The organism is Clostridium sp. Marseille-P3244 (assembly GCF_900120155.1).
In the GTDB taxonomy this organism is placed as follows: domain Bacteria; phylum Bacillota; class Clostridia; order Lachnospirales; family Lachnospiraceae; genus Mediterraneibacter.
In genome coordinates, this window is the sequence record NZ_LT635548.1 from 46,055 (window position 1) to 66,524 (window position 20,470).

Consider the following 20,470-nt stretch of genomic DNA (forward strand, 5'->3'; position numbering starts at 1 on the left):
CTTTCTTTTATAACTCAATGATCTCATCGTCCCCCAGGAGTTCCAGACCATACGAGGCATCCGAAACCTTTTCCCTTCCGGCGGTGATCCTTGACTTTACTTTTGCATAAATCCCCATGAGCTGGATCGTAATCAGCGGGGTCATAGCTACCATCGCCACTACCCCGAACGCATCTGTCACCATATTCCCGCCCACCGCGGCACAGGCTCCCTGTGCCAGAGGAAGCAGAAATGCGGCAGTCATAGGACCGGAAGCGACTCCTCCGGAGTCAAATGCGATAGCTGTATATATCTTCGGCACAAAGAAAGAGATTCCGATCGCTATGGCATATCCCGGAATTATAAACCACATAATGGAGATACCGGTCAAGACACGGATCATTGCGATACCCAGTGAGAAGGCAACACCTGCTGACAAAGCCATTCCCATAGATTTCTCAGATATGGCTCCGTCTGTAATCTCCTCCACCTGTTTGTTCAGTACATAGACCGCCGGCTCCGCTCTTACGATAAAAAATCCGAGTATCATGGCAACCGGCACCAGCAGCCATGGATAGGAAGAAGATCCCATCACATTTCCAAGATAATTCCCTGCCGGCAGAAATCCCACATTCACGCCGGTCAGGAACAGGACCAGTCCTATATAAGTGTAGACCAGACCCGCCAGAATCTTTAAAAGTTGTCTTTTGGGCAGTTTCAGTACCAGTATCTGAAACACAGCGAAAAACAGGATGATCGGAAGGAGAGACAGCGCAATCTCCGACATATATTCCGGGATCCCATGGGCAAACAGCTCCCACAGTTCCACGGAATCTCTGATCTCCGGTATGGTCAGTGACGCCGCATAATTTCCACCGTCAGGGCGATAGATCAGGCTCAGGATCAGGATTGCCAGGATCGGGCCGATCGAACACAGAGCAACCAGACCAAAACTGTCTTCCACCGCATGACGGTCATTACGCACGGCCGCAAGACCCACACCCAGTGCCATAATAAAAGGAACTGTCATGGGCCCGGTTGTGACTCCTCCGGAATCAAACGCCACGCTCTGAAAGCTGTCCGGCGCGAAAAAGGCCAGCACAAAGACCAAAAGGTAAAAAACAGAGAGCATTTTAGGCAGAGAAATACTGAACAACATGCGCAGAAATGCCACCACAAGGAAAAATCCGACTCCACAGGCCACTGCCAGGATCAATACGGAGTCCGGCACAGACGCCACCTGCCGGGCCAGCACCTGCAGATCAGGTTCAGAGATTGTAATGATAAATCCCAAAAAGAATGCCAGCGCAATGATCATCCACAAACGTTTGCTCCGGGTGATGCATGTGCCAACCCTTTCTCCCATGGGAGTCATGGCAAGCTCCGCCCCCAGAGTAAAAAACATCATTCCCAGAATAAGAAGCGCTCCTCCCATCAGAAAGCACAGAAGTATGCTCGATGAGATGGGCGCGACAGTAAACGAAAGCGCCAGTACAAGAATAATCGTGGGAAGTACAGAAATCAAAGATTCTTTCAATTTTTCAAGTAGACCTGCCGCCAGAAGCCGTCCTGTCTTCATTCATCCACTCCTTTCAAGTCCTCATTATCCTGCTTTATCAAAAACAGGGCTTCTTTCCAAGCGGTATATTTTGTGACAATAATATGATTTATTATAACATATCAGATAAAAGCGGGCAAATAAAAGAAATTGACGATAAAAGAAACTGACGGCAAAACACTTTGTCGTCAGTTTCCGTACTCAATGTATAAACATGGCGTCACCAAAGCTGAAGAACCGGTATCTCTCTCTCACCGCTTCCTCATACGCCGCCAGTATATGCTCCCTGCCCGCCAGTGCGGACACCAGCATGATCAGCGTAGATTCGGGCAGATGAAAATTGGTGATCAGGGCGTCCAGCACCTTGAACCTGTACCCCGGATAGATAAAAATGTCCGTCCAGCCGCTGCAGGCCTTCAGTTTCCCGTTCTCATCCGCCGCAGATTCCACCGTACGGCAGCTGGTGGTGCCCACGCAGATCACACGGCCGCCCCCGGCTCCTGCCCGGTTGATCTTCTCTGCGGCCTCCTCATCGATCATATAAAACTCCGAATGCATATGATGGTTCTCTACATCATCCACCTTCACCGGCCGGAATGTCCCCAGCCCTACATGGAGTGTTACATGCGCGATATCCACACCTTTTTTCTTAATTTCTCCCAAAAGCTCCGGCGTAAAATGCAGTCCTGCTGTAGGCGCCGCCGCAGAGCCGGGATGCTCTGCGTATACTGTATTATATCTGTCCTTGTCCTTCAGCTGATGAGTGATATAGGGCGGCAGAGGCATCTGTCCCAGCTGGTCCAGTATCTCCTCAAAGATTCCCTCATACTCAAAACGGATCAGACGATTCCCCTCGTCTACTACATCCACTACCTCCCCGATCAGCAGTCCGTCCCCGAAGCTGATCCTGGCTCCCGGCCTGGCTTTCCGCCCGGGTTTTACCAGTGTCTCCCACACATCATCCGCGCCCCGCTTTAAGAGAAGCACTTCGATCTTTGCCCCGGTGTCTTCCTTCACTCCGATCAGCCGCGCCGGGATCACCTTCGTGTCATTGATGACAAGACAGTCTCCCGGATGCAGATAATCGATAATCTCCCGGAATACGTGGTGCTCCACCTCTCCCGTCTCCTTGTCCAGAACAAGAAGCCGCGAAGAAGAACGGTCCTCCAGCGGATCCTGGGCGATCAGTTCCTGGGGCAGCTCATAATAAAAATCACTAGTCTTCACTGTATTCTCCTTTTTTCTGAATATTCTGGCAGCTCCGTCAAACGGGGTCAGGCCCCTTTTAAAAGGGGCCTGACCCCGTTCACACTTTTTTCACAATTACTGCCTCAACTCTATTCCAAGTCCTTCCAGTCCTTTCAATATCTTTTCCATGGCAGCGGTAACATCCGCGTCTTCCAGCGTTCTGTCCTTTGCCCGGAATACAATCGAGTACGCCACAGACTTGAATCCTTTTTTGATCTGGGATCCTTCGTACAGATCGAACAGCCGGAAACTCTCCAGGTGAGCCCCGCCTTTCTTTTCAATAACTTCCTCGATCTGTCCTACCAGAATCTCTTTCGGCACTACCATACTGATATCTCTTGTGACTGATGGGTATTTTGCGATCCCTGTATACTTTCTGTCAAATGTGGCATAGGGCAGGACTTCCGGCATGTCGATCACCGCAATGTAAGCGCGCTCCCCGATCCCGTAAGTATCCGCCACTTCCGGATGTACTTCGCCCAGATATCCCATGACTTTTCCGTCATAAATAATGTTGGCCTGGCGTCCTGGATGGAGATAGGACCGGCCGGCCTCAGGGTCATATTTCTCCCGGCCTTTCATTCCGATCTTCTCAAAGAATTCTTCCACCACACCCTTCATGGTAAAGAAATCGCCTTCTCCGTACATTCCAAGGGTAAACTGCATCCTTTCTTCCGGAAGCTCTGTTAGCGGAAGCGCCTTCGGAAGATAAATATTCCCCAGCTCATACAGACGCACATCTTTATTTCTCCTGTTATAGTTCGTCGCCAGAGAGGTGAGCATCCCATTCAATGACGTAGTACGCATGATGCTGTAGTCTTCACCAAGAGGATTCATAATCTCCACCGTCCTGCGCAGAGAGGAATCCGCCGGGATCAGCAGCCTGTCAAACACTTTCGGGCTCTCAAAGGAATAAGTCATCCCCTGACTGAACCCGCAGAACTCCGCAATGTCCCTTGCCACCTGTTCGATGCGCAGCTTAAATGACAGTTTTCCCGTGGTGGACTCACCGGACGGCAGTGTTGTGGGAATATTGTCATAGCCGTAAAATCTTGCCACTTCCTCCGCAAGATCCGCAAGGCGGAACAGATCCTGCCGGAAGGTCGGCACGATCACTTCCCTGGCTGCCGGATCATACTCCAGATCAAGCATCTTGAAGTACCCCAGCATCTCTTCCTCCGGGATCGCTGTCCCGAGAAGCGCATTGATCTGATCTGCGTCAAAAGGCACCCTCACCGGCTCTTTCTTCTTGCCGTAAATATCCACAATGCCGCCCACGACCTCGCCGGCGCCCAGCTCTTCTACCAGCTGGCAGGCCCGGTCGATCGCCGCCTGGGCATTGTTGGGATCCAGTCCTTTTTCAAACTTCGCGGAAGCCTCTGTCCTTAAGCCCACACGTTTGCTTGATTTCCGGATATTTACCCCGTCAAAGCAGGCCGCCTCGAAGAGCATTGTCTTTACGTCATCTGTGATCATGGAATTTTCTCCTCCCATGATCCCGGCAATGCCGATCGCCTTCTCCCCGTCGCAGATCATGAGCACGTTCTCATCCATTGTCCGCTCCTGGCCGTCCAGAGTGACAAACTTTTCTCCGTTCTTTGCCGTCTTCACAACGATATGCCGGTCCGCGATGGTATCCAGGTCATAAGCGTGCATAGGCTGTCCGTACTCTTCCATTACATAGTTTGTAATATCCACCAGGTTGTTGATCGGCCGGATTCCCACGGAAGCAAGCCTTCTCTGCATCCACTCCGGAGAGGGTCCGATCTTGACGTTCTTCACGACCCTTGCGCAGTACCGGGGGCAGAGATCTGTATTTTCCACTGTCACTCTGACATAGTCATTTACGTCTTCTTCATTTCCCACAGGCGTCACTACCGGAGGCTTAAATTCCTTTCGGAATGTAGCGGCAGCCTCTCTCGCGATGCCGATCACGCTGAAGCAGTCCACACGGTTGGATGTGATCTCATACTCAAACACGGTGTCATTCAGTCCCAGAGCCTCTATGGCGCTGGCTCCCACTTTGGCGTCTTCCGGGAAAATATAAATCCCGTATTCCGGCGCTTCCGGATACATATCTTTTGTGGAGCCAAGCTCTTCGATGGAACACATCATTCCGCAGCTTTCCACGCCGCGGAGCTTTCCTTTCTTGATCTTGATGCCGCCCTCGACCTTCTGGCCCGGCTCATGTCCGCCCGCCACACGGCCGCCGTCCAGAACCACCGGCACCTTGTCTCCCTCTTTCACATTAGGAGCTCCTGTAACAATCTGAATCGTCTCCGTCCCGATATTTACCTGGCAGATGATCAGCTTATCCGCGTCCGGATGCTTCTCGATCTTCTCGATCTGGCCGATCACGATCTTGTCCAGATCCCTGTCCAGTTTTTCATATCCTTCCACCTTCGTTCCCGAGAGTGTCATCGCGTCCGTGTATTCCTGCGCGGTCACATCAAGCCCCGGAACATATGCTTTTATCCAAGATAATGAAGTATTCATCTTTTCAACCCTTTCCTTCCTCTGTTCTTCCAAATATTAAAACTGCTTTAAGAACCTGATGTCATTCTCATACAGAAGCCTCATGTCGTCGATCTCATATTTCAGGAGAGCGATACGTTCCAGACCGACCCCAAACGCGAATCCGCCGTATTCCTCTGGATCGATCCCGCACATTTCAAGTACATGGGGATGTACCATGCCGCATCCCAGAATCTCGATCCAGCCGGACCCCTTGCAGAAACGGCATCCTTTTCCTCCGCATTTGAAACAGCTGACATCCACTTCCGCGCTGGGCTCCGTGAACGGGAAATGATGGGGACGGAATTTCGTCTTTGTCTCCGGTCCGAACAGTTCTTTCGCGAATACTTCCAGGGTGCCCTTCAGATCCGCAAAAGAAATGTTCTTGTCGATGACCAGTCCCTCGATCTGATGGAAAGAAGGGGAGTGAGTCGCGTCCACTTCATCCGAACGGAACACTCTTCCCGGGGCGATCATCCGGATCGGCAGCTTTCCCTGTTCCATCACACGTGCCTGCACAGGAGAAGTCTGGGTCCGGAGCACGATATCCTTGTTGATGTAAAATGTATCCTGCTCATCCTTGGCCGGATGGTCAGCCGGGATATTCAGCTTCTCGAAATTGTACTCATCATACTCTACTTCCGGACCTTCCACGACCTCATATCCCATACCGATGAAAATACGCTCCACTTCTTCCAGCGCGATCGTATTCGGGTGACGGTGTCCGATAATATTTTTTCTGGACGGAAGGGTGACGTCGATCACTTCTTCCTGCATCTTCTTTTCCCGGATCGCCCGCTCCATTTTTGTCCTGGATTCCTCCAGAAGCGCTTCGATGGAAGCTCTGGCATCATTCACCATCTGCCCAACCTTGGGCCTGTCTTCCGGCGCCACATCTTTCATTCCCTTCAGTACAGCTGTCAGCTCCCCTTTCTTGCCAAGGAATCTGACCCGCACGTCATTTAACTTTTCCGGAATGTCTGCAGCCTGTATCTGCGCGATCGCCTCCGCCTTGATCTGTTCCAGTTTTTCTTTCATCTTTTACTTACTCCTTTCCCGGTCCATGCCTTTCGGGCACAATAAAATTTTCTGCAATATTCCCGTATAACCATTTCCCATAATAGAAAAACCCCGTCCCAAAAGGGACGGGGTCATATACCCGCGGTACCACCCTGATTCCCGCATGCCAGATGCGGGCACTCCGGTCTGTGTAACGTACAGCCTACGGCGCCTCCTACTGCCTTCTCTGCCCGATCCGATTTCAGAAGCGCGGCTTCCGTGGGAAATTCGATCACCATCTGAACTAAAGAGGACTCGCAGCCGGTGATCCTCTCTCTCTGATAGAAAATGGGTCTCTACTTTACACGTTCATAGCCTTTATCAAAAATTACTCTTCCATTCTATCACAGGCTCCCGGTTTGTCAAGATCCTCTTAATTTTTTTCTTGTTATTCACTTATTTCAAATTTCAGCGTCCACAGGATGCGCAGCCGCCGCCAAAAGGGACGAACTATTGTAACTCTGCTGATATGCGTATATAATGAATATAGATTTGTGAAATTGTACAATAGAAACTGATTCGGCAGGGGACGGAAAGAATGACTGATGAAGAACTTTACCGCCGCTATCTGGACGGCGACGAGGCGGGGCTTACGGTGTTGATGAACCGATACGGCGACGCCCTTACTCTATACATAAATGGCTATCTGCGCGACATTCACGAGGCCGAGGACTTGATGATCGAAGTGTTTTCCTATCTGCTTGCAAAGCGTCCCCGTATCCGGGACGGCGGCCTGAAAGCCTATCTCTATAAAGCCGCCCGCCACATGGCGCTGCGGCATAAAAGCAGGCGGCCCGCTGTGTTCAGTCTGGAAGATTTGGCAAAGGAACCGGAGGCGGAGACTCTGATCGAGGAAGTAATAAAGGACAGGGAGCACAGCCGTATCCTGCATCTCTGCATGGGGCGGCTGCATACGGAGTACCGGGAAGCCCTGTATCTTACCTACTTTGAAGAATTGAGCTACGCACAGGCCGCCGAGGTTATGGGAAAAAGTGTAAAACAGATCACAAACATGGTCTATCGCGGAAAACAAAGCCTGCGAAAGCTTTTGAAAGAGGAGGGGATTACCCATGCGGAGTAACGAGGAACGTGTAGCCGCTGTCAAGCGGCGTGTGGAGCAGATCGAGGGGCAGAAACGGCAGCGGAGGAACCGCCTTTTGGCACTGTCCCCGACGGTGGTCTGTCTTGCCGTGATCGTGGGTGTATCCTTTGCCATGCCCGGCATTTCTGAGAAACTGGCTGCCGGGAACTATACGGAATATGAAACAGCAGCGAGCATTTTCGGCGGCAGCGCTGCCGCCGGATATATTATCATCGGGCTTTTGGCTTTTGCCCTGGGCGTATGCGTAACTGTCCTGTGTTTTAAGCTGAAAGCCTTTCGGGAAAAGGATGAGGAAACGGGAGACGGCGATGGTAGAGTTCATTGACAACCTGACGCAGCTGTTGGCCGCGCTGTCCGGCTGTGTTCTTTCCGGAGTATTCTATCTGCGAAGCCGCAGACAGCCTTATTTCCTGCTCTGCTGTTTCTATGGCTGTTTCGGGTTCGGCATGCTCTACTGGCTGCTTTACACACTTCTTGTCGCGGACGCACCGCCGATGTTCTATGTGTCGGACATCGGATGGATAAGCTGTTTCCTCTTTTTGCTTCTGCTGCAATACAGCCTCTCGGACAAAGAGGAGCGCGCGCTGCACAGCCGGGCGCCGTGGCTTGCGCTCGTGATCGAAATACCGCTGACTGTGTACTTTATCAGCATAGGCGACGCGCTCTATAACCTGATCGTCGGCGCTCTGATGTCCGCCATGCTTTTGCTGGCCATACGGGGCCTTATCTGGCAAAACAGGCAGCCTAAGCCGGATCAAGGCAAGAGGTTTTTCCATGTTGTCATGACAGGCTATATCGTTTTGGAAAACTGTCTGTGGCTCTCCAGCTATCCCTGGGTGAGCGATACCCTGGCGAATCCTTATTTCTGGTTTGATTTTGCCGTGACCGCTTCACTCCTTGCGCTGTTTCCGGCAGTAAGAAAGGCGGTGCGGACATGACCTATATTGAAAACATCTTCGTGTGTATCGCCGCCCCGCTTCTTGTTGCCGCTTTCTGTATGGGACGGAAATATCTCCGCTTTTTCATCTTTGCCCTTGCGGGCATAGGAGCCTGTCTGGCGGCGGCCTATGTGAATACCTTTTTTGCAGCCATCTACAGTGCGACCCCCTTCAACGCTACAGCAGAGATCGCCCCGGTGGTAGAAGAAGTGATGAAACTTCTTCCCATGCTTTTTTATCTGCTGGTGTTCGATCCGGAGCCACAGAAGATACGCCCTGCCGTACTCACAGTTGCCGCCGGGTTTTCCACCTTTGAAAATATCTGCTACCTGATACAGCATGGGGCAGAACACCTGAGCTTTCTGCTGATACGGGGCTTTGGAACGGGGGCCATGCACATCGTCTGCGGGGCCATTGTGGGCTATGGGCTTATGTATGTCTGGCGGCATGGGTGGCTGAAAGTGGCCGGAATCTGCGGTCTGCTGGGGACCGCTGTGATTTTCCACGGCATTTATAACCTTTTGATCGCCTACGGAGGCTGGGTGCAGTATGTGGCCTACGCCCTGCCTGTACTGGCCGTGATATTTGGAAAGGCCGCGGGAAAATTCTTTTCGTCACTTCCAGGCCATTCGGAAAACTGAACAGAAAACGAGCGTTGAGCCGCCATCTGGCGGCTCTTTTTTGTGCCTTAAAATTTTTTGAAAAAGTTAATTTCCATGTGAGAGTTTTTGGAAGTTTTTGTACCTATATAAGTGAAAGTTTTTTTCGGTCCGGTTTTTGGGAAAGGGGGCAATAAGAATGTATGATACGGCAACCCGTGTCGGATTGGTAAAAAAACGCGTTCGTCAGAAACGGCGCGGACAGGAAATGCGCGCCCTTTTTGGGCTGTCCGCCCTGTGCCTTTTCCTGACTGTTTCTCTGGTCGGAACGCTTGGAGCGTTTGCAGGTTCCGGGCACTTTGCCACGCTTTCTTTATATGGCTCTATTCTGCTGCATAAGGACGTGGGCGGCTATGTGCTGGCAGGGGTGATTTCCTTTACCGCGGCCGCCATTATCACTGTTCTCTGCATCAGATACCGGGAACGCAATAAGAAGGAACATAAGAAGGAGGGAATGAAAGGATGAAAAAACGAATGACAGCCATGCTGCTCTGTATGCTGATGGCGCTGACCGCATTTCCTGTCACCACCTGGGCAGAAGAAGATCCTGCGGAAGCCGCCTCTGAAATTGTGACAGTACAGCAGGCAGAAACAAAGACAGAGCGTGTCAGCTCCAGCCCCGCGCTGCTGGGCTCCGTGGGCAGCACCATGGACTATCTCAACGAGACGGAACGGCAGATTTATACCCAGTTAAAGTCTATTATTGAGCAGCAGGCGGTAACAGGCGGACGGATGGAGTTTTGGGTTTCCGGTCTGTCAATCCAGGTCCCGCTGGAGAATGGCACAGACGAGGACGCGGTCAATCAAGCGGTTAGTGACTACATTGACGAGAATATCAATGCAAAAAAGATATTCAGCTGTCTTGTGCTGGATCTGCCATACCATATGTACTGGTATGATAAAATGAGTGGTTTTACGACGGGTGTCGATTACAATGTGGTCGGTACCACTGTCAGCATTTCCGCGCTGCAGTACAAGATTTCGGTATATGAGACCTACCAGGGCACTGACCCGGAGGAGCTGGTGGAGAACAAGTATTATCTCAGCCCGCAGGCGGCTGAAAGAGCGGAAGGGATCGTCGCGTACGCGAAGCAGATCGTGGAGGACAATAAGGACAAATCCGACTATGAGAAACTGAAAGCCTATAAAGACATCATCTGTGAACTTACCGCATATAACGAGGATGCAAGCAATATAGCCAGCGATCCGGACCATCCGCTGTATGACACCTACTACGGAGATCCGTTCCAGCTTCTGTATGTGTTCGATCAGGATCCGGATACAAAGGTGGTGGGCGAGGGGTATTGCAAGGCGTTCCAGTACCTGTGCGATCTGTCCACTTTTAACAATACTCAGGTTTATTCTGTCACAGGAATGATAGAAGGCTCCGACATATCCGGCGGACACATGTGGAATATCGTGAGATACAACGGCAAAAACTATATGGTTGATGTGATGAACTGCGATGAAGAATGGTCAGGGTATCCGGATTACTATTTTATGGCGTCCCCTGTGTCAGGCAGTGTCAGCGGCGGATACAATTTTACAGACAAAAACGGAGATCCCTTCAAGCTTACCTACAGCGCCGATGATGTGCAGATAATCTATCCCGATTCAATCCTGAACCTGGATCCGGACAAGACTTATATGTATGGTACGGTAAGCGTCACCGGCACGCCGAAGATCGGTGAGACGCTGACGGCGGTGACGGAAGACACGCCTCCCGGCGCGTCGCTCACCTATCAGTGGTACCGGGACGATACGCCGATTTCCGGCGCCAACGGCAGGACTTATACGCCGTCTGAGGCAGAGGATGTGGGAAAGATCATCAAAGTCGCAGTGGGAGCTGACGGCTATGAGGATTCTCTCACCGCCCAGACCTCAGGGACTGTCGCAAAAGCAGATGCCACTGCAGCTACAACGGTGAAGGTCCTGAGCATCACGAAGGACAGCATCCGCATCGAAACGGTTTCCGGATATGCATATGCCTGCAAGCCGGCAGATGCGGACGCTCCCTCTGCAGACGAGTGGCAGGAAACCGGTGAATTTACAGGTCTGACTCCCAATACAAAATACTACATCTATTGGTATATAAAAGAGACGCCCACCCACAATGCGTCTCCAGTGGTATATGGGGAGATCACCACAGCAATAGACGATGCAAATGTGCTTTCAAGCGCCCACGCAACGCTGAACGGCCCGGTAAAAAATCAGCCGCTGCCTGACGTTTCGGTGGATACGCCCTATATATCCGCCTCTGTGCAGTGGTATGAGGGCAGTGATAAAACAACAGGTACTCTGGTCAGTGTGGGCACGACCGCAAAAGCCGGTCAGGAATACGTGGCGTATGTAACAATAAAAGCGGATGATGGATATAAGTTTAATACAACAGGATTTACCATGAACGTCACCGGTAAAGACATGACAAGCTTTCAACAGGAGGGATCCGCGACGACAACCCAGTTTACACTGAAAGTCAGCTTCAACCCCACGGAGGCGAAAGCACTCTCCGGCATCGAGATCACCACCGTGCCTGCTAAGACGGATTACCAAACCGGGGACAGGTTTGATCCCGCCGGCATGGTGGTCACAGCCCTTTACGACGACGGCTCGTCAGAGCCCGTGACGGACTATACCGTATCTCCTGAGCAGATGGCGGCGGACACCACTGTTGTCACGGTCACCTACAGCGGTTTTACCGCGGAGATCCCGGTCACTGTAAGCGCCAAACCTGTCAGCAGCGCTGACCTGAGCCTGGACGCGCCGGTAAAAAGCCAGGAGCTGGATACCTCTGTCACAGTTACGCCTGATATGGTCGAAGCGGCTGTGGAATGGTATGAGGGAGACAGTATGGAAGGAGCGCCGGTGACAGGCAGTGCGAAAGGCGGTCAGACATACATGGCGGCCATCACGCTGACTCTGCCGGATGGCTATGCGTTCGCCGATGGATTTGCGGCAACCCTCAACGGAGAGGATGTACAGGTATCCGTCTCCCTTGGCAGGGCGGTCATCACAAAAGTATTCCCTGCCACGGAAGAGCGCAGCCTTACAGGTATCGAAGTGACAAAAATGCCGGACAAGACTGCCTATGATGTGGGCGACAGCTTTGACTCCTCCGGCATGACGGTGACCGCTGTCTATGACGACGGCACCGCGGAAGAAGTGACAGGCTACTCGGTATCTCCCGAGAAGATCGAAAAGGATACAAGGGCGGTCACGGTAACTTATAACGGCTTTACCGCTGAGGTTCCGGTCACTGTGATCTCAAGTTACATAGAGACGGCAGCCTTAAGCCTGGACGCGCCTGTGAAAAACCAGGAGCTGGATACCTCTGTCACGGTCACATCGGAGGACACGTCGGATGAGATCAGGGCGGCTGTGGAATGGTATGAGGGGGACACCGCTTCCGGCAGTCCGGTGACAGGCAAGGCAAAAGTCAGCCAGGTCTACACGGCAGTCATCACACTGACCGCGCCGGAGGGCTATGCCTTTGACGACGGATTTGAGGCAACACTCAATGAAGAGAACGTATCGGTATCCGTCTCCGTCAACACGGCGACTGTCACGAAGGTCTTTCCCGCTACGGAAGAACGGGCGCTTACAGGTATCGAAGTGACCAGGATGCCGGACAAGACCGACTATAAGGTCGGCGAGAACTTTGATCCCGCGGGTATGACAGTGACCGCCTCCTATGACGACGGCAACACGGAAGAAGTGACGGGATATACCTGTTCTCCGGAGGTGATCGGGGAAGATACCACGCAGATCGAGATAAGCTATGAAGGAAAGACAACAGCTCTGCCACTCAAGGTTTATCCGGCAAGCGGAGGAGTCAGTACGGCAGGAAGGCTTCCGGTGGGGGCAAAGATCATTATGGGGTCCGCGCTTTCCTCTGACAGCGCCAGAGAAACATTGTATTCCGAGACGGGGGACAGCCTGTCATGGATCGTAGTTGATCAGAGCGACAGCTATAAAAATGGGGGAACCACCCTGCTCAGTGAATTTGCTTTAAATAATAATTCCATGAAATTTAATGACGGAGATAGGAAGGAAAACAGGGAATATTCAAATTACAGGAGTTCCAACGTAAGAAAGTGGCTGCAGGATACATTTCCCTCCTATTTTTCCGCCGAAGAAATACCGTATGTGTTAGACACAACATACAAGTGTTCATATACTGATGGCAGCACTAGACTGGAAGATCTGTCAGATAAATTCTTTCTGCTGTCTCTGGTAGAAGTAGGAGCAAATGAGACTTCCTATGGGTATAATGCGAAGTATATGGAGGAGAACGAAGGAGTAAAACTGGAATATTTTGATGATACGCAGAGAGAAAGCGAGACAAGAGCAACCCATGGCTATTATCAGAAAAATTACTGGTGGCTTAGATCCGTATTTGTCAGGTATGGAGCTTCGAACTGTCTGGTCGATATGCAGACAGGATTAATTCAGGACAGAAATTCTCCGGGATACACGGCGTTTATCCGCCCCGCCTGCAATATCAACAGCTATACCCCCGTCGTGGAAAGCCAGGAGAACCCAGGTTATTATGAAATCTATCAGCCTGTGCTGGAATCCGTTTCCCTGAATCAGGACAGCGCGTCTATGACAGTCGGGGAAACACTGAAGCTGGAGCCAGCTTTCCATGGTGCAGACGGCGCACAGGTGCCGCCTGAAGAACAGGGCGTCACCTGGACATCCAGCGATCCTGAGGTGGTCATGGTTGATGTAAACGGCAACATAAAGGCATTAAAAGAAGGAACGGCAACGATCACAGTTACAACAGATGTCGGTCAGAAAACCGCGGTATGCAATGTAACAGTAGGGCATTCACCCGTTAAGACAGAGGGTAAAGAGGCCACCTGTACCGAAGAGGGAAGCAGGGAGTATTACAGCTGCAGCAGCTGCGGCAGGTTCTTTGAGGATGAGGCGTGCACAAAGGAGATCGCAGATATCGACACCTGGCGGGTTATCGCGCCGTTGGATCATAGCTTCACAAACTATGTATATAACAATGACGCTACCTGTACGGCAGACGGAACGGAAACGGCAAAATGTGACCGATGCGATGAGACCGACACCCGAGAAAAAGCGGGCACGGCGCTTGGACATAAGGCAGTGAAGACCGAAGCGAAAGAAGCCACCTGTACGTCCGAAGGCTATACCGGAGATAAGGTCTGCAAAGACTGCGGCGAAGTACTTGAAAAAGGCGAAGCCATCCCGATGCTGGCTCACAGCTACAAGGATGGAAAGTGTACGGAATGTGGCGCCGCGGATCCGGATTACAAACCGGTATCCCCGGCTGATCCTGCGGCTCCTGACAAGGGCCAGGGCAACAGTGATAAGGGCGGCAATGCTCCAGGGACCAACGATCACAGCAGCCTGACACTGTGGTTCCTGCTGCTGACGGCTTCCGGATGTATCCTGACGGGAATTCTTATCTATAACAGGAGAAGAAAATCTTAATCTTCGTGATATTTGCATAGAAGATTTGCATCAAAAAAGACTTAATCCCAATCCGTCTTTGAGAGGCTTTGGGATTAAGTCTTTTTACTTCCTTATGGGACTAAATGGGACTACGTTTATTTCCGCTTCTTTTCACCGCGGTTGATCCTGTACAGCAGATATACAAGCCACAGAAGGAGCAGCAGCGTGACCGGGATCCACCAGTATCTGACCAGTAACTGCCACGGTCCCATCCCCGCAGCTGACGCGGCTTCTTCCGCCTCCTCATAGGGGATCCTCTCCCCGTGGAGATAAAGCCGGTGCGTGTTGATGCCATAGGGCGTACAGGTTATCAGAGTCGCCAGATCCTTCCCCTGCTGTATGGACAGAGATTCCGTGTTTTCCGGCCTCACGGTCTCAATCTCATAAATCCTGTAACAAAGAGTTTCCCCCAGCACATCCAGGAAAAAACAGTCCCCTTCTTCCAGCTGGTCCAGATTGGTGAACATTGTTTTTTCCGGAAGACCGCGGTGCGCGGAAATGCAAGTGTGAGTGTCTGTACCTCCTATCGGAAGTGACGATCCTTCCAGATGTCCTGCTCCCTTCTGGAGCACTTCTTCTGAAGTTCCGTGATAAATTGGCAGCCTGACTCCGATCTTGGGGATCTCTATCACTCCCATCGTCCCGCTGCCGTCCACATTCAACAGGGACTCGTATTCACTGTCACTGCCGGAAACAGCAACGAACGCGTCTGCGAGAGCCACGCCTTTTCCGGACAGTTCTTTGTTATAGGTCTGCGCTTTCTGCCATTCTTCTTCCAGCTGCTCGTCATCCACATCCTGTATTGCCCTCTCATAATCCACTGCCACATTTCCCTGAACCCGGTCATTATAAAGGCGGGCCAGGAAAGGATAGTCCATGATCCCGACAAATGCCAGGAACAAAACGACCAGCACTACAGAGAGGATCTTGTTCTTCCGCATATTATTTTTCTTCTGCCCAGTCATAATCTTTTCTCCGCATTATCAATCACCTTCCACCGGCGGGTCCGGCTTATTCCCAAGGAATTTTTCCAGAATCGCGTTCAGTTCCCCGCCAAGAAGGATAATATACATACACCCGTACAGCCACAGCATGATCAGGATGATCGTTGTAAGACTTCCATACATACTGGAGAATCCTGTAAATACATCCAGATAAATTGAAAATATGAAAGAGATCAGCAGCCAGCCGCACGCTGTGAACACTGCTCCTGGCAGCTGCTTTCTTAATGTGGTCTTGGCCCGGTTTTTCCGGTTGGGCAGAAATTTGTAAACAAGATCCCAGAACACTGTCAGTACGATCAAAGTCACCAGTGTCCGGATACGGATAATAAAATCCACGACTCTGCTGAGAAACGGAACATGCTCATACAGTACCACACTGATGCTGTTACCGAATACGGACAGCACCAGAGAAAGCATGATCGCCAGAAGGAAGATCACCGTATAGAAAGATGCCCTCACTCTCAGGTAGATATAATTTCGTGTTTCAATATTGGAATAAATACAGTTCAACCCGGAAGTCACAGAGAGAACCCCCCGTCCTGCGGACCACAGGGCTACAAGCACGGTAACAGGAATAAAACCGCTGGACTGCGTATATACCTGGATCACAATACTTCTCATCAGCGGCTGGACTGTATCAGGAAATACCTGCAGAACCGCTTTGAGCACATCGTCCATGGTCACCGGAGTGAATTGTACCATTGTCAGCAATAGAAGAAAGATCGGGATAAGGGACAATACAAAGAAATAGGCCGCCTGAGCTGCATAGGCGCCCGTATGATGAGAATTAATCATCAATATGATCCTGATTATCTTATATTTGATCTGCTTTCTCTTCTCCATGATCTTAACTCTCTTACAGCCTCTGTTTACATCCTCCGCCCTATTTCGGGCATCTTCAGCTTAGTAATTAAGTGGAAAAAGCGGCCGCACAAGACGACCGCCTTTATCTTTCGTAGTCACCCAAAATGCCGGTCCTGTATTTTGAGTCCTAGCCACAGCTAGGTGGGCAACCGCATCTGCTTTTTTGTCGTCCACTGCACATTGGAGGCCTGACATATTACAGAAATATAGGAATCCCGTTTAAAGAAATGTAGGTTCAAAATTACAGGGTTGTCGCACATCCCAGGCTGACTTTTTGAATCAACTCTATGGATATTATACTCCAAACATATGTATTTTACAACTGATTCTTTTTTCCAACCTATCGGCTCTGACTCTGGCACAGCTGACACCGGCAGGCTTTCTTTCCTATTCTGCCTCAAACTCCTTCCGGTACTTTTCTATCTCCTGCTTCCACTCTGCAGCCTCACCCTGGGTCCTGCTGTTGACGTAGACCGGGCCATCTGGAGTGCTGATCTCCAGGATAGGGGCGTATCCGACATACAGATACATTCTGCATTTTCCGGTCTCTTTCCCCTTAAATTTCCCCAGCAGCACCCGGCCGTCATCTCCTCCGTTTGTTCTTTTATACTCATCTTCCGGCAGGCGGTCCAGCAATTCTACACCAAGGATCTCATCATAGCCTAGTTCCACGTCGGAATATCCGGATGTCACTGAAACTTTTGCTTCCTCTGCCTCCAGATTGATCGGAGTAAAATCAATCCTCCACATCAGCACACACGCCAGAATCAGTACTGCCCCGGTTACCACGATCCCTGCCGCCAGGAATATCTTTCCGGCAGGCTTTGCCATATTTGTCGTATAATTCCAGGAACATACCCAGTCCTGTACGATCAGTCTTTTGTCGTGAGGATTACTGTACCATCCGTTCTTCCAGTACACATCATCATCGATATACAGAGGAGCCTCATTATGTGCCAGGAACTGTTCTTTTCTGTAACGTATGTAGAAAAATCCGGCCAGGAGAAAAACCACCGGCAGTGTCTCCAGAACGATATATACCGCGTATACGGCAGCTCCCAGCCATCCCTCGGTATCCATATGATAGGCCACTATAAGATAGGCCAGCGCATTGGACAGGCTGCATCCGGTCATTACCCAGGACTCCACCCTCTTCTGCATCCGGTTGACGCTCCGATTCAATGCGGGATCTTCGCTGTATACCTTATCTTTCACCCTCAGGAACACCATGTGCAAAAATCCGAAGAGCAGAGTAACCGTCAGAGCCGTGCACAGAAGGATCCATCCATCCTCCGAGCTGCCAAGATATGCCCGGACTCCCGGCGCGAGATACGGAAGCAGGATCAGGGCGCAGAAGATCAGATGCCACCAGGCCGGAACTCCTGAACGTCCCGATCCTGAGACTGTGTTGGTGTCAACTCCGGCCATAATCCTGCTTCCGGCACTTCCGATCCAGCCTCTTTCCATCTTCAGATCATACAATTTCCGGTGGGTCCGATAAACCAGAGCCACCGCGCCAATACACATCTCCAGCAGCCAGACACACCACACGATCATAAAAACAGAAAAATACCAAAAACACAGGCCACACACAAGCGCTCCCGCCACTGCGTTTACCAGATAAAACCAGTTTGTCTTCCTTTTGTAGGCCTTCATAAAATTCTGTATCTCTTCACTTTTGGCCGCGCTTTCGGGGATATGCACACCCAGAAGCATTCCTTCAGAGTACTTTCTTTTTCCGCCGTAAACTGCGTAAAATATGCCAATCGTCACAAGATCGACCACAAGAAACATAACAAACAGAAGCATACATCATACCTCCAGCCATCAGCGGCTCCCTGCTATATCCTGTTTCGGGGCCTTTTCAATGTTGCCTGTATTATACCACTTCATCCGCAGAATACAAGATAGTTTTATAAAAGGAAAACGTGCATTTTTCTTTGCTCTGTGGTACCATAATTGTATTACATACAAAGGAGTTTTGCTTTATGAAGATGAATGAACTTAAGCTTGTCTACTTCAGCCCAACCGGCACTACCCGGAGAGTCCTCATGGAAGCCGCGCGCAGTATTGATCTGAAATCAGTGTCTTTTGATTTTTCCGTATACAAGGAAAAAAAGCCTGTTCTGAAATTCGCCCATAATGATTTTGCCCTTTTTGGGATTCCCGTATACTATGGACGTGTTCCCGATCTTTTTACTGAATATCTGGAAAATATTTCAGGAAATGGCACTCCTGCAGCGCTGATCGCCACATACGGATGCCGGGAATACGAAGATGCTCTGCTTGAATTAAAAGATATCGTAGAAAAGCACGGGTTTAAAGTTATGGGAGCCGCCGCATTCCCGGTAGAGCACTCCCTCGTCCCATCTATAGGCTCAAGGCGTCCCACAAAAGGAGATCTCAGAGAAGCCGCGGAATTTGGCATAGAACTCAACCGAAAACTGCGCAGAGAAGAAAGCTTTGACCAGACCGATCTCCATGTCCCGGGAAATACACCTTACCGGCAGTACGGGAAACCCGCTCTGACTCCCCGGTGTGACGCCAAACTTTGTTCCGAATGGGGAGCCTGCGCAAAAGTCTGTCCCTCCGGCGCGATTTCTGCAAAATCACTGACGAAAACTGACCACAAAAAATGCATTGGCTGCCTGAAATGCGTCCGTGTCTGCAAGCAGGGCGCACGTATGGTCAGCTCCATAAAAGAACGGTCTCTGGAAAGAAAGCTCAAAAAAGTGTGCAAAAGTGATAAAAATCCCGAAATTTTCCTGTAAATCTGAGTTTGCCCAGGTGATGGATGTAGCGCCGGGATCAGGAAGAGGATATCCATCTCGGGCACGCTTTCGCTCGGGGCAGCAACGCAGCGGCACATAAGGGCGCAAAAAACGCGCCCCAAATGCCGGCGTTGCTGCACGGCCCTTGACGGACATCTCTTCCTTCCCCGGCTCCTCATCCTCTCCCCTCAGCAATCTCAAGATTTAAACGGAAATGTGGAAGGGGAACGTTATCGACACCCAGGCGGAGTAAGCGGCATCCAGCCAATTACTCCACCATAATGACCTTTGGACTCGTAAATGTCTTTTTCTCCAATAGCGTTCCGCTTTCGTCTTACTTTATAATCGCGAGGTTGGCGAGGGATGAATCGTAACGCCGGAAGAGATGAACGAAGCGCAGGGAAGAGAAAGAGTACCGGGCGGAAGAACCTTTCTGCGGCGGCAGATGGGTGGACCGGCGACTTTGGAGGAATCCGATGGAAAAACTTAAGGGACTTAGAATCCGCCGTTAAGCAATCCGATGAGATTGTCTGAGCGAACGCGAGTTGCTCATCGGATTGCTTTGTATTTAGGCAGGTTCTAAGTCCCTTTATGTTTTCCCGGATTCCGGAACGGAGGCGGGGACACCCATCTGCCGCCGCAGAATACAGTTTTCCGATACCGGCATTTTTCTATTCCCTAAACTTTATCCATCCTCCCCGGCGTTTTCTGAATCCCCTCAACAAACTCAGATTTACCTCTCCATCATACTGATCGATTCGATCCCGACGCTTCCTCCTCTTACGACTTCAATACTCTTGAACTCTTCTTTCATGAGTTTTACCACAGCGTCATTCTTCGTCGCCGTCTGCACGAATTCTACAAGCAGACTGTCTTTCCCGTAATCGATCACCTTGGCCTTAAAAGTCTCTGCGATCTGAAATACTTCCACTTTATCAGACGGTGTACATTTAAAGACCTTTACATAAAGGATCTCTTTCATCCTGACAAAAATATCTGTAAAATCAATTACTTTTATGACTTCGATCATTCGATTCAACTGTTTTTTGATCTGCTCAAAGGTTTCGTCATCGCTGACCGTGGCGATGGTCATCCTGGACACGGTAGGATCTTCCGTAGTACCCACCGTCAGGCTGTCCAGATTGTAGGATTTTCCGGAAAAAAGTCCGGATATTTTCGAAAGTACTCCCACCTGATTTTCTACGTAAAGGGAGATCCATCTTTTTTTCATATTATTATCCATTTTCACGCATTCCTTTCCCTGATTTATTTTCCTGTTTATATGTT

Annotated in this window: 15 protein-coding genes, 1 other RNA gene and 1 other annotated feature; of the genes, 7 read left to right on the plus strand and 9 right to left on the minus strand. The window is 50.6% G+C overall.

Annotated elements, in window-relative coordinates:
* Positions 1-7 precede the first annotated feature (7 nt).
* The 4 genes from BQ7367_RS00190 to pheS all read right to left on the minus strand — a co-directional run bounded on the left by BQ7367_RS00190 (position 8) and on the right by pheS (position 6,337).
* A complete protein-coding gene (locus tag BQ7367_RS00190) occupies positions 8-1,558 on the minus strand; it encodes a DUF1538 domain-containing protein (protein WP_072523630.1) in 1,551 nt (516 codons plus the stop codon).
* A 180-nt stretch (positions 1,559-1,738) separates the two neighbouring features.
* Entirely contained in the window at positions 1,739-2,764 is a 1,026-nt protein-coding gene (gene queA, locus BQ7367_RS00195) for a tRNA preQ1(34) S-adenosylmethionine ribosyltransferase-isomerase QueA (RefSeq protein ID WP_072523631.1), read from the minus strand.
* 96 nt (positions 2,765-2,860) lie between these two features.
* A complete protein-coding gene (gene pheT, locus BQ7367_RS00200) occupies positions 2,861-5,281 on the minus strand; it encodes a phenylalanine--tRNA ligase subunit beta (protein ID WP_072523879.1) in 2,421 nt (806 codons plus the stop codon).
* Positions 5,282-5,317: 36 nt separating this feature from the next.
* Positions 5,318-6,337 (minus strand): phenylalanine--tRNA ligase subunit alpha, encoded by a 1,020-nt coding sequence (gene pheS, locus BQ7367_RS00205; RefSeq protein WP_072523632.1) that lies wholly within the window; start codon positions 6,335-6,337, stop codon positions 5,318-5,320.
* 100 nt (positions 6,338-6,437) lie between these two features.
* Positions 6,438-6,680: a binding site (T-box leader), on the minus strand.
* Positions 6,681-6,896: 216 nt separating this feature from the next.
* Between pheS and BQ7367_RS00210 the strand changes: the two genes are divergently transcribed.
* The 6 genes from BQ7367_RS00210 (at position 6,897) to BQ7367_RS00235 (ending at position 14,523) form a co-directional block, all read left to right on the plus strand.
* Positions 6,897-7,439: an RNA polymerase sigma factor gene (locus tag BQ7367_RS00210; protein ID WP_072523633.1), complete on the plus strand. Its 543-nt coding sequence runs from the start codon at positions 6,897-6,899 to the stop codon at positions 7,437-7,439.
* On the plus strand, positions 7,429-7,785 hold the full coding sequence (locus tag BQ7367_RS00215; protein ID WP_072523634.1) for an ABC transporter: 357 nt from the start codon (positions 7,429-7,431) through the stop codon (positions 7,783-7,785). Before BQ7367_RS00210 ends, BQ7367_RS00215 begins: the two co-directional genes overlap by 11 nt.
* Positions 7,769-8,398 carry a hypothetical protein gene (locus tag BQ7367_RS00220; protein ID WP_072523635.1) on the plus strand — a complete coding sequence of 210 codons (630 nt, stop codon included), beginning with the start codon at positions 7,769-7,771 and terminating at the stop codon, positions 8,396-8,398. The genes BQ7367_RS00215 and BQ7367_RS00220 overlap by 17 nt, the downstream gene beginning before the upstream one ends.
* Positions 8,395-9,039, plus strand: coding sequence for a PrsW family glutamic-type intramembrane protease (locus BQ7367_RS00225; RefSeq protein ID WP_072523636.1), 645 nt, complete (start codon positions 8,395-8,397; stop codon positions 9,037-9,039). The genes BQ7367_RS00220 and BQ7367_RS00225 overlap by 4 nt, the downstream gene beginning before the upstream one ends.
* A 157-nt stretch (positions 9,040-9,196) precedes the next feature.
* A complete protein-coding gene (locus BQ7367_RS00230) occupies positions 9,197-9,523 on the plus strand; it encodes a hypothetical protein (protein WP_072523637.1) in 327 nt (108 codons plus the stop codon).
* Positions 9,520-14,523 carry a bacterial Ig-like domain-containing protein gene (locus BQ7367_RS00235; protein ID WP_072523638.1) on the plus strand — a complete coding sequence of 1,668 codons (5,004 nt, stop codon included), beginning with the start codon at positions 9,520-9,522 and terminating at the stop codon, positions 14,521-14,523. Before BQ7367_RS00230 ends, BQ7367_RS00235 begins: the two co-directional genes overlap by 4 nt.
* Positions 14,524-14,639: 116 nt before the next feature.
* On the opposite strand, the gene BQ7367_RS00240 is transcribed toward BQ7367_RS00235, so the two are convergent.
* The 4 genes from BQ7367_RS00240 to BQ7367_RS00255 all read right to left on the minus strand — a co-directional run bounded on the left by BQ7367_RS00240 (position 14,640) and on the right by BQ7367_RS00255 (position 18,221).
* Positions 14,640-15,509 (minus strand): class C sortase, encoded by an 870-nt coding sequence (locus BQ7367_RS00240; protein ID WP_235837505.1) that lies wholly within the window; start codon positions 15,507-15,509, stop codon positions 14,640-14,642.
* Between the two features lie 18 nt (positions 15,510-15,527).
* On the minus strand, positions 15,528-16,391 hold the full coding sequence (locus BQ7367_RS00245) for a YihY/virulence factor BrkB family protein (RefSeq protein WP_072523639.1): 864 nt from the start codon (positions 16,389-16,391) through the stop codon (positions 15,528-15,530).
* A 113-nt stretch (positions 16,392-16,504) separates the two neighbouring features.
* A non-coding RNA gene (ssrS, locus tag BQ7367_RS00250) (6S RNA) lies at positions 16,505-16,683 on the minus strand.
* Positions 16,684-16,799: 116 nt separating this feature from the next.
* A complete protein-coding gene (locus BQ7367_RS00255; protein ID WP_072523640.1) occupies positions 16,800-18,221 on the minus strand; it encodes a hypothetical protein in 1,422 nt (473 codons plus the stop codon).
* Between the two features lie 179 nt (positions 18,222-18,400).
* Between BQ7367_RS00255 and BQ7367_RS00260 the strand changes: the two genes are divergently transcribed.
* Positions 18,401-19,183 carry a 4Fe-4S binding protein gene (locus BQ7367_RS00260; protein WP_072523641.1) on the plus strand — a complete coding sequence of 261 codons (783 nt, stop codon included), beginning with the start codon at positions 18,401-18,403 and terminating at the stop codon, positions 19,181-19,183.
* A 733-nt stretch (positions 19,184-19,916) separates the two neighbouring features.
* Here BQ7367_RS00260 and ilvN read toward each other — a convergent pair.
* The gene (gene ilvN, locus BQ7367_RS00265; protein WP_442855314.1) at positions 19,917-20,414 is read right to left on the minus strand and encodes an acetolactate synthase small subunit; all 498 of its coding nucleotides are present in this window, start codon (positions 20,412-20,414) and stop codon (positions 19,917-19,919) included.
* Positions 20,415-20,470: the final 56 nt, after the last annotated feature.